At 46.3% G+C, this 10684-nt stretch carries 7 protein-coding genes; 4 read left to right on the top strand and 3 right to left on the bottom strand.

Annotated elements, in window-relative coordinates; all coding sequences use genetic code 11:
* The first annotated feature begins 32 nt into the window (after positions 1-32).
* Entirely contained in the window at positions 33-896 is an 864-nt protein-coding gene (locus ACEW9J_RS14710; protein ID WP_373545856.1) for an inositol monophosphatase family protein, read from the top strand.
* Positions 897-1591: 695 nt separating this feature from the next.
* On the opposite strand, the gene clpX is transcribed toward ACEW9J_RS14710, so the two are convergent.
* The 3 genes from clpX to tig form a co-directional block, all read right to left on the bottom strand.
* A complete protein-coding gene (gene clpX / locus ACEW9J_RS14715) occupies positions 1592-2977 on the bottom strand; it encodes an ATP-dependent protease ATP-binding subunit ClpX (RefSeq protein ID WP_373545857.1) in 1386 nt (461 codons plus the stop codon).
* A 174-nt stretch (positions 2978-3151) separates the two neighbouring features.
* Positions 3152-3796: an ATP-dependent Clp endopeptidase proteolytic subunit ClpP gene (gene clpP / locus ACEW9J_RS14720; RefSeq protein ID WP_373545858.1), complete on the bottom strand. Its 645-nt coding sequence runs from the start codon at positions 3794-3796 to the stop codon at positions 3152-3154.
* Between the two features lie 290 nt (positions 3797-4086).
* Positions 4087-5481, bottom strand: coding sequence for a trigger factor (tig, locus tag ACEW9J_RS14725; RefSeq protein WP_373545859.1), 1395 nt, complete (start codon positions 5479-5481; stop codon positions 4087-4089).
* A 421-nt stretch (positions 5482-5902) separates the two neighbouring features.
* Between tig and ACEW9J_RS14730 the strand changes: the two genes are divergently transcribed.
* The 3 genes from ACEW9J_RS14730 (at position 5903) to ACEW9J_RS14740 (ending at position 10368) form a co-directional block, all read left to right on the top strand.
* A complete protein-coding gene (locus ACEW9J_RS14730) occupies positions 5903-6928 on the top strand; it encodes an aspartate-semialdehyde dehydrogenase (RefSeq protein WP_373545860.1) in 1026 nt (341 codons plus the stop codon).
* Positions 6929-7075: 147 nt separating this feature from the next.
* Entirely contained in the window at positions 7076-8029 is a 954-nt protein-coding gene (gene dapA, locus ACEW9J_RS14735; RefSeq protein ID WP_373545861.1) for a 4-hydroxy-tetrahydrodipicolinate synthase, read from the top strand.
* Between the two features lie 488 nt (positions 8030-8517).
* On the top strand, positions 8518-10368 hold the full coding sequence (locus ACEW9J_RS14740; protein WP_373545862.1) for a ribonuclease J: 1851 nt from the start codon (positions 8518-8520) through the stop codon (positions 10366-10368).
* The last annotated feature ends 316 nt before the right edge of the window (positions 10369-10684 follow it).

Below are 10684 nucleotides of genomic sequence, written 5' to 3' on the forward strand. Positions count from 1 at the left end.
ACTGTGTATATATATTTACATTCTACTAGCTAATGAATGCACCCAGATCGTCCGTCGGCGCAGCCTCTCCCTTGGAGCATCACTTATCTACTTATTTAGATGTAGCAACGACAGCAGCATTAGCCGCAGGAGAAGTATTGCAGGCTTGTTGGGGTAAGCTAGAATCGATCGTCGAAAAAGGTCGCCCAGGCGATCTAGTCACAGAAGCAGATAAGCAAGCGGAAGCAGTTATCTTAGAGATTATCCGCCAGCATTTTCCCGATCATTCGATTTTGGCTGAAGAATCAGGTCAATTTGGCGATCTCGATGCTGAATATCTTTGGGCGATCGATCCGTTGGATGGTACGACCAATTATGCCCACCAGTACCCATTTTCAGCAGCTTCGATCGGATTATTAATTAATGGTGTTCCGACAGTCGGCGCGATCTTCGATCCCTTCCACAAAGAACTATTTCGCGGTGCGGTAGGAATAGGTGCAACTTGCAACGACCAACCAATTCATGTCTCTATTGTAGATAAATTAGCTCAAAGTCTGCTCGTGACAGGTTTTGCTTACGATCGACGCGAAACCCCCGATAATAATTATCAAGAATTTTGTTATCTGACCCATATTACCCAAGGTGTCCGACGTGCGGGCGCAGCTTCGATCGATCTGGCTTACGTCGCCTGTGGTAGGTTGGATGGCTACTGGGAGCGCGGACTCTCTCCCTGGGATTTGGCGGCTGGGGTAGCGATTGTTGAGGCTGCTGGCGGTACCGTTACTGCTTACGATTGCAGTCCATTCGATCTTCGCTCAGGTCGAATTCTAGCAACTAATGGGCAATTACACGCCGAACTGAGCCAGGAGTTACTTCACGTCGCCCAGATCGAACCGTGGTCATGGTTGAATAGTTGATAGTTGATAATTGATAATTGATAATTGGGTATTTAAGATGGGGATTTAGCGACACGTCTTCGCTTACAGCGTGCGTTTGGATCGAGACAGCGCACCAATCAGCGAGACAAGACAAGTAGACCCCTGATTTTCGATCGGTCGGTAATTTCGGCGAGTATCTCTGATATTGCCGACAAAAATGGCTGGTAATAACATTACCAGCCATTTAAAGCTTAAACCCCGATTTCCCTTAGTAATGGTGAATTTACAGTTAGGTCAGCACTACTAAAAAAGAATTATTAAAATTCGTATTGCTATACTTAAAAAACTTAAATTAGCGTTTTGAATCTATCCATCTAATGTATTCTAGCTGACTAGCTTCTAACATCAGCCATTTCATGTAAATTATTTACAGATCGATCGCCAAAGTGGATGCTCCGATCGGTGATAATATTGGTTAGGCAAAAACGATCTGCTATTGCTGTTAAAACATGAGTGCTGTAACAGCAACGATCTGAGGGCGTGAGTAGCGTCGATCGATCGACCGTTGGGGATCGATCGATCGCGACATTCCGAGCAAATTACCTAAGATATTTGGCTTATCGGTTGTGATTTCCCAGCTACAATTTTAACGTCAAAGGCGATCGCTACCCTAGCGATCGCCTTTCTTCTAAACTAGGCTGGTGCTAGTTTTGGCTAGCAACAGCAAATCGACACTAAGCTGATGCAGGTTTTGGCACTGAGGCGGGATGGATCAACAATTCAGCAGTCGAACGTTTTTCCACCATTTCCCGCGTGATCGTACAACGGGTCAAATCCTTACGGGAGGGCAGCTCATACATCACATCGAGCATCAACTCCTCAACAATCCCGCGCAAGGCTCTAGCTCCAGTTTTACGGCGGTGAGCTTCTTTAGCGATGGCTCTAATCGCATCGGGGTGAAATTCGAGGGCGACATTATCCATGTGTAGCAGCTTTTCGTACTGCTTGACGAGGGCACTGCGAGGCTCGGTCAGGATCGAGACGAGGGCATTTTCATCCAATGGCTTGAGGGTAGCGATCACTGGTACCCGACCGACAAATTCGGGAATTAGCCCATATTTGACCAGATCTTCAGGTTCTAAATGTTTCATCATATCCGCTGTCCGCTGTTCGCGATTGGGAGTATCACCTGGCTGAATAAAGCCCATGGACTTTTTACCCGTTCGTTGCTCGATGACCTTATCTAGCCCTACAAATGCCCCACCACAGATAAACATGATATTGCTGGTATCGATTTGGATGCAGTCTTGATAGGGGTGTTTTCTACCGCCTTGGGGTGGAACGCTGGCGATCGTCCCTTCGAGCATTTTGAGTAGTGCTTGCTGGACGCCTTCGCCGGAGACATCACGAGTAATTGAGGGATTTTCACTTTTGCGGGCGATTTTGTCGATCTCGTCGATGTAAATAATCCCGCGCTGGGCTTCTTCTACGTCTAAATCGGCGGCTTGGAGTAGTCTGAGCAAAATATTCTCGACATCTTCACCGACATAACCTGCTTCGGTTAGAGTCGTGGCATCAGCGATCGCAAAGGGTACGTCCAAGACTTTAGCTAGGGTTTGGGCGAGCATGGTTTTGCCACAGCCAGTTGGGCCGATCAGCAAGATATTCGACTTCTGGAGTTCGACACCATCATCATTAGCGTTAGCTTTGTGGATGCCATTGACACCTGTGGATGGGGCTTGGGGGGTATTAGCTTTAGACTGAGCGTAGCTCAGTCGTTTGTAATGGTTATAGACAGATACAGAGAGGACTTTTTTGGCTTCATCTTGGCCGATCACCCGATCGTCTAGATATTTTTTCAACTCGCGCGGCTTAGGCATTTTGCTAAGATCGATCGGCACTGATTCGCGGCGTTTGCGCTGTGGCTCGGATTTTGCGGGAGGATGAGAGCTGGGGCCGTTGGGATCTAGTAATTCTTCATCGAGGATCTCATTACATAGCTCTACGCATTCATCACAGATGTAGACTCCCGGCCCAGCAATTAACTTGCGAACTTGTTCTTGTGATTTACCACAAAAAGAACATTTGAGATGGGAGTCATAGTTTTTAGTAGTTGGCATATTTGAGAGCGTGCCTCATGAAGAAAGGTAGAGTACCGATAACTGGACGGGTGATGAACGATAAGCGGGCGGTGAGTTTTGGTGGCGATGTGAGAATACCAGCGATCGAACTTAATGTTATGGTGTGACGATAAGCCGATCGATGTTTACAGTTGTCTTGTTACTATCGCAGGTTTAGAGCCGATCGATCGTCCGATCGATCAATCCATACGCTTGAGTTTCTGCTGGTGACATCCAAAAGTCCCGCTCGGTGTCCTCTGCAATTCTTTCGATCGGCTGTCCGGTATGATGTGCTAGCAAACCATTGAGGTGATTTTTGAGATACAGAATCTCTCGCGCCTGAATTTCGATATCTACTGCTTGTCCCTGAGCACCACCGAGCGGTTGATGAATCATAATCCGCGAGTTGGGTAGGGAGCTACGCTTGCCATGTGTACCACTGGCTAATAAAAATGCACCCATCGAAGCAGCTAAACCATAGCAAGTAGTTGCCACATCGGGACGGATTTGTTGCATTGTGTCATAAATTGCCATCCCTGCGGTGATCGAGCCACCAGGAGAATTGATATACAATTGAATATCTTTTTCCGGATCTTCAGCTTCTAGAAAGAGCATTTGGGCGACTAAGCTATCGGCAACGGCATCATCTACTTGAGTACCCAAGAAAATAATTCTTTCGCGTAATAATCGCGAGTAGATATCAAAAGATCTTTCGCCAACTCCAGATTGCTCGACTACCATCGGCACCACGTTAGCACCTGCATAGATTTGGCTCTGGTTGTAGCTAGTAATCGACCTGTGAGTATTGGATATCAGCATGGTGGAATATAAGTAAGAAAGGCTCAACAGTAGTTTAAATAAGTGATATGCACCTATGTAATTGAATTATACCAATCTCTATTGTAAAGTTGCCTCGCTCGGTTGCTGCAATTGGTTCGGGAAACCAGACTAGATTACACATCTAGTCTGCCTCCTGAATGTAACCTTAGCCCCTCTTGTCGGGGGGGAGCAATCTGGAGAGGTTTGAATCCTTTTCCGTATTACTCAAGCAGGGCAAGGGCAATTTAAGACTTCACTAACTAACTGAGATAGCTGTACGCTCGATCGCTCTATTCAGCTACTGCTTCGGCGATGATGTCGATCGCTTCAGCTTCACCTGCGGCGGCGGCATCTTCATCTTCATCCTCATCGGCTGGTTTTAGGGAGCCTTCAGGTACTAATTCTACTTGAGCGCGTTCCTTGAGCCATTCCAAGGTCTTCTCCTTTTGGAGATCCTCAGTGATATAGCTACGGAGGCGATTTTCATCGACATTCTCACCAGCTAATTGGGGCAGAACCTCAGACATTTTTGCCACGATTTCTTCGTCAGTGACAACAATACCTTCTTTTTGAGCAATTTCGGCGATCGCCAGTTGCTGTTTGAGATTCTTAACTGCGTCAGTACGGCAATTCTCCTTCATTTTGGGAATTGTTTCGCGGGTGAAGAGTTGGTTGACGTCCATTCCGTATTGACTAAACTGATTAGCCATTTGGTTGAGGATATTCATCGTTTCCCGTTCGATCAGTGTTTCTGGCAAATCTGCCTCAACGAAATCGATCGAGGCTGTTTCGATCGCCGCGATGATATTCTGGTCGGTAGATTTTTTGGCTTGTTCTTGGAACCGAGTGACGATCGATTCTCGGTACTCAGCCAGCGTGTCAAAATCGCTAGCTTCCTTGGCATAATCGTCGTCTAAGCTGGGTAATTCCTGCTCTTTGAGATCTTTGAGGACAACGTTAAAAATCGCGGCTTGAGCGGCCAATTCTTCGCGGGGGTAGTCTTCAGGGAAGACAACGTTGACATTGCGAGTTTCGCCGACACTCATCCCAACGATACCATGCACGAGATCGCTGATAAATTTCCCTTCTGAGAGTTCGATATCAAAGTCCTCAGCTTGAGCACCGTCGATGGCAGTACCGTCTGCTAGCTTGCCACTATAGTCAACTACGGCAATATCTTCGAGTTGGGCCGCTCGACCGACTACTGGAATAATTGTCGCCTTTTCGCGGCGTTGGCGATCGATGAAATCTTCGACTTGGGCGGGATCGTAGACGACTTCCTCAGCTTTGACAGCCAATCCGGTATAAGTACCCAAAGTCACTACAGGCGGCACATCTACTACAGCACTAAAAGTCAAAGTCTGTCCAGGGACATAAGTTTGGAGTAGGTCGTCAAAATTGGATGAGATCTGGTAATTACCGATGGCGGGAACTGTCTCTTGTTTGATTGCTTCATTGATTGCTGGTTCGAGCAAAGCTTCGAGAGCCATCGCCTTAATCTGGGACTGACCCATCCGTTGTAAAATTACTTGGCGAGGAATTTTTCCTTTGCGGAACCCAGGAATGTTAGCACTGGTGGTCAGTTTGCGGATTGCTTGTTCGTAATATTTAGTCGTTTGGTCTCCGGTAACTTCAATCTGTAAACCAATCCGGCTTTGTTCGAGTTTTTCCTGGGTAACTTTCATGGTATGTATATCTAACAACAGTCAATGATGATATTTGAGGGGCTGGGAAATCGCGTAATTATGATATGCTAAACCTAATATTGGTATGACGATCGAGGGTAGCTTGCTCTGAGATAAGTCGAATTGCAAATTCTCTACCTGGATCTGGTCATCATAGTCGCATCACTTTGATGGATGCGATGTTTGTCTGCACGATTCACCTATTTGATGATAGTACATTGCCGTTCGGTATTAAGTATTTAAAGATTAAGTATTTCAAATCCTCAACTGACATATCCATCAGGATGGAGATTCGATCGGACCTACAGTTTTTCCGGTAAAAGGTCGCTAAGTCGCGCAGCCAGAGTAAAATTAGGTTTTGTTCGGACAGTGTTGTCCCAGATCGCTTTACAACTATTTAGTATCAGTGGAGGCAGTTTTCTTGTCCAATTCATATCGCGTTGCTATTTTAGGAGCGACAGGTGCCGTTGGTACAGAATTAATCGCACTACTCGCAAGTCGCAATTTTCCAATTGCCGAACTCAAACTTTTTGCCTCACCCAAGTCCGCAGGTACAAAGTTAAAGTTTCGAGGTGAGGAAATTACGGTAGAAGTAGTGGGAGATCGCTCGTTTGAATGCATCGATATCGTCCTGGCATCTGCTGGCGGTTCCACCTCCAAAGCTTTAGCTCCTGTGGCTGTCGCGGCTGGAGCGGTAGTAATCGACAATTCCAGTGCCTTTCGGATGCGTCCCGATGTGCCACTAGTCATTCCTGAAGTCAATCCAGATGCAGCGGCTCATCATCAGGGCATCATCGCCAATCCCAACTGCACGACCATTTTAATGGCTGTCGCAATTTATCCCCTCCACCAGATCCAGCCGATTCAACGCATCGTAGCGGCTACTTACCAGTCAGCCAGTGGTGCAGGTGCCAGAGCAATGGCGGAAGTGGAAAGCCAAAGTCGCGATATCTTGGACGGGAAAACACCCAAGCCCGAAATTTTCCCCTATCCTCTAGCATTTAATTTATTTCCTCACAATACCCCGATCGACGAACATGGATATTGTGAAGAAGAAATGAAAATGGTCAATGAAACTCGCAAGATCTTTGGTACGCCAGATCTACGCGTTACGGCTACCTGTATCCGAGTGCCAGTGCTGCGCGCCCATTCTGAAGCGATTAACCTCGAATTTGCGACCCCGTTCGATCCAGACAAGGCTCGATCGATCCTTGCCCATGCTCCTGGTGTAAAATTGGTCGAAGACTGGAGTAATAATTATTTCCCGATGCCGATCGACGCTTCTGGCAAAGATGAGGTCTTAGTCGGGCGGATTCGTCAAGATATTTCCCATCCTAATGGGTTGGAATTGTGGCTCTGCGGCGACCAAATCCGCAAAGGTGCAGCTCTCAATGCCGTCCAAATTGCTGAGTTATTGATTGAGAAAAATTGGCTCAAACGGAGATAGGGGGTAGAGGGTAGAGGTAGGGCATTAGGAAATTGTCAATTTGGACGCAAGCGTCCGTTCTCTAATCCCATGCCCAGGACTCAATATATCCTACAGACTCCCTACCCCCTACAGACTACCTACCCTCTACCCTCTACCCTCTACCCCATGACAATCGATTTTGGACGAGTCATCACGGCAATGGTCACGCCCTTTGATAAAGAAGGCAATGTTCATTATGCTGAAGCAGAGAGATTGGCAGCGCATTTAGCCGCAAATGGTTCGGATGGGATTGTGGTATGTGGCACCACAGGCGAATCACCGACTTTAAGTTGGGATGAAGAATACGAACTTTTTCAAGTCGTCCAAAAAGCTGTAGCCAGTCGAGCTAAAGTAATTGCAGGTACTGGGTCGAATTCTACCAGTGAAGCGATCGAAGCTACCCAAAAAGCTGCTAGACTAGGAGTAGATGGAAGTTTACAGGTAGTGCCTTACTACAATAAACCACCCCAAATTGGTTTGTATCAGCACTTCGCCGCGATCGCGTCGGCTTGCGACCTGCCAATGATACTTTATAATATCCCTGGTCGGACTGGACAGCAGTTAGAACCTGAGACAGTTGGCAAGTTAGCTCAGTTAGATGGAATTGTCGCCATCAAGGAATCCACAGGCAATTTAGACATAGCTAGTCAGATTCGCAGCCTGACACCACCAGACTTTGCAATCTATTCAGGTGATGATTCTTTGACATTGCCGCTTCTGGCTGTCGGTGGGACTGGAGTAGTCAGCGTTGCTAGTCATTTAGTTGGGAATGAAATTCAAGCGATGATTGCTGCATTTGAGTCTGGTAATAATCGCCTCGCCACTCAGATGCACATTAAAATGCTACCCCTATTCAAAGGGTTATTTATGGCACCCAATCCAATGCCAATCAAAGCAGCATTGAAATTGCAAGGTTGGGAAGTTGGTGGGCTTCGACTACCTTTGTGTGAATTACCGATCGAACTATTGCCTTTGCTTGAACAGTTACTCCAACAACAGGGACTAATTGAATTTTCATCATCACAGGTTACGCCAACGGCAAACACAAGTATAATCAATAATCGATCGTTGATTCATTGACCCATCGCCGATATTGTGATACAACTAGAGTAATGAGGCAAAAGTATAAACCAGCTTAGAAGCCACTAAGTTATAATGTGACAAGTTAGTAACATAAGCTGTGTGAATCTAACCGATTTAATCCTGTTCGAGCGCAATAAGTTTAAAGTTGATAATAAGCGTAAGTCCTAGTATTATCAGCTCTAATAACAAATATTCAGTTAGTTTAATAATAGCCAGTGCAAATTTCTAGTGCATAGTCTTACCAGACAGTATTATCTATTCGCGATCGGAGATAGAGCCGTAGAACTACTGCTATCGTTAACCTCATCACAGTTGAATAGCAGTCATTGCGAACGAACCGAATCGAGATCGCTGCGATCGCACCTATAGTTTTTCAATCTTAACTAGTGGGAAAAACAACGCTCCAGAGTTAAACCAGGAATAGTTAATCGATCGAAATCATCAGTTTTTTCTAAAAATAATCCAAATTATCTAAGTTTATCTAAATGCGTCCAATTATCAAATCATCTACAGTACCGACAATCGCCAAAAATCCTAACGAACCTACGCTCAAAATTATCCCATTGGGTGGTTTACATGAAATAGGTAAAAATACCTGCGTCTTTGAAATTAACGACGAGATTTTACTACTCGATGCAGGATTGGCTTTTCCTACAGATGGAATGCACGGGATTAATATTGTCTTGCCAGATATGACTTATCTGCGGGAAAATCAGCACAAGATCAAAGGAATGATCGTCACTCACGGACATGAAGATCATATCGGTGGGATTCCTTATCACCTCAAGCAATTTGACATCCCCATCATCTACGGTCCTCGCTTGGCGATGGCACTATTGCAAGGTAAATTAGAAGAAGCTGGAGTTGCCGATCGCACCAAAATCAAAACAGTCGCACCGCGTGATATCGTCAGAATTGGCGAATCCTTCTTCGTCGAGTTTATTCGGAACACTCACTCGATCGCCGATAGTTTTACAGTTGCACTGCATACTCCTGTAGGTGTCGTCATCCATACCGGAGACTTCAAATTCGACCATACTCCAGTTGATGGTGAAGCGTATGACTACGCCAAACTGGCCGAACATGGTGAAAAAGGTGTCTTGTGTCTGATCAGTGACTCCACTAATTCCGAAATACCTGGCTTCACCCCATCAGAACGTTCGGTATTTCCCAATCTCGACCGATTTATCTCTCAAGCTCCTGGGCGAGTGATGGTGACTACCTTCTCATCATCCGTGCACCGGATCAACATGACGATCGAGATCGCCATGAAGTACAATCGTAAAGTCTGTGTGGTCGGTCGATCGATGCTCAACGTGATCGCTCACGCTCGGAACCTGGGTTATATCAACTGTCCCGATGACGTGTTCGAGCCGCTCCAATCAGCCAATCATCTTCCCGATAATAAAGTCCTAGTGCTCACCACTGGCTCCCAGGGTGAAACATTAGCAGCGATGACACGGATTGCCAACGGTCAACATCGCCAAGTACGGATTCGCAAAGGCGATACCATTATCTTCTCAGCTAACCCAATCCCAGGCAATACGATCGCTGTAGTCAACACCATCGATAAATTGATGATGCAGGGTGCTAACGTCATCTACGGACGCGATAAAGGGATTCACGTTTCTGGACATGGTTGTCAGGAAGATCAAAAGCTGATGCTGAGCCTGACTCGTCCTAAATACTTTATCCCAGTTCACGGCGAACACCGGATGCTGATCAAGCACTCCCAAACCGCTCAAAGCACTGGCATTCCAGCAGAGAATATGGTAATCATCGATAACGGTGATATCGTCGAACTGACTGAAAATAGCATCGGTAAAGCTGGTAAAGTTCCGTCAGGAATCCAACTAGTAGACAACGCCGGAATCGTCCACGACCAAGCACAGGTAATGGAAGAACGTAAACAGCTCGCCGGAGACGGTGTAGTGACTGTTGCCCTGGCGATCGGACTCGATGGTAAAATGATGGTCAAGCCACAGGTTAATCTGCGGGGTGTCGTCACTGCTGTCGAACAATCGCTGATTGCAGCGTTGATCCAAAAGACCATCGAAAATTGTTTGATCGATCGTTGGGACAGGTTTGCCCGTACGTTTGAATCTGGTCAGCTTGATGTAGACTGGGCTGGACTCCAGACCGAATTAGAATCTGCACTGCAACGTCTAGTACGTCGCGAATTGCAAAGTCGTCCGCTGCTAGTCTTGATGATGCAAACGCCTGAAGATGGCTCTACTGCAAATAAAGCTAATGTTCCTGTTGGTGCAGGTGCCAGTAATGGTGTTGCACCAGTCGGTCGTCGTAAACAACGTTCGACTGCAAAAGTTGGAGCTTAGTTTCAGTTAATCGGACTTACATAACATAAATGGTAGGGGCAATGTCTTGTTTCCCGACGAGCGCGAGACAAGACATTGCCCCTACCATTTTGCTAGAGTTGGTATTTAGTCGCTATGTATCGCGAACAATTATTATTTGTCTGTAGCCGCAATCAGTGGCGGAGTCCTACCGCAGCCATTCGTGACAAGTTAAGAAGCGATCGCATTTGTCAAGCGGGTTTGAGGCGATGAATCGAAGAAAAAATTGTCCGTTCGACTTACGGAATCAGGAAAAGGTGCAATGATCAACTTTTGATGAGGTTTTCGGAGCGTTTTA

It is taken from the genome of Chamaesiphon sp., from assembly GCF_041737865.1.
Classification (GTDB): Bacteria; Cyanobacteriota; Cyanobacteriia; order Cyanobacteriales; family Chamaesiphonaceae; genus Chamaesiphon.

Coding starts and splice junctions, on each gene's coding strand:
- ACEW9J_RS14710 (WP_373545856.1), top strand. CDS start 33: ATGAATGCACCCAGATCGTCCGTCGGCGCAGCCTCTCCCTTGGAGCAT.
- clpX (WP_373545857.1), bottom strand. CDS start 2,977: ATGCCAACTACTAAAAACTATGACTCCCATCTCAAATGTTCTTTTTGT.
- clpP (WP_373545858.1), bottom strand. CDS start 3,796: ATGCTGATATCCAATACTCACAGGTCGATTACTAGCTACAACCAGAGC.
- tig (WP_373545859.1), bottom strand. CDS start 5,481: ATGAAAGTTACCCAGGAAAAACTCGAACAAAGCCGGATTGGTTTACAG.
- dapA (WP_373545861.1), top strand. CDS start 7,076: ATGACAATCGATTTTGGACGAGTCATCACGGCAATGGTCACGCCCTTT.
- ACEW9J_RS14740 (WP_373545862.1), top strand. CDS start 8,518: ATGCGTCCAATTATCAAATCATCTACAGTACCGACAATCGCCAAAAAT.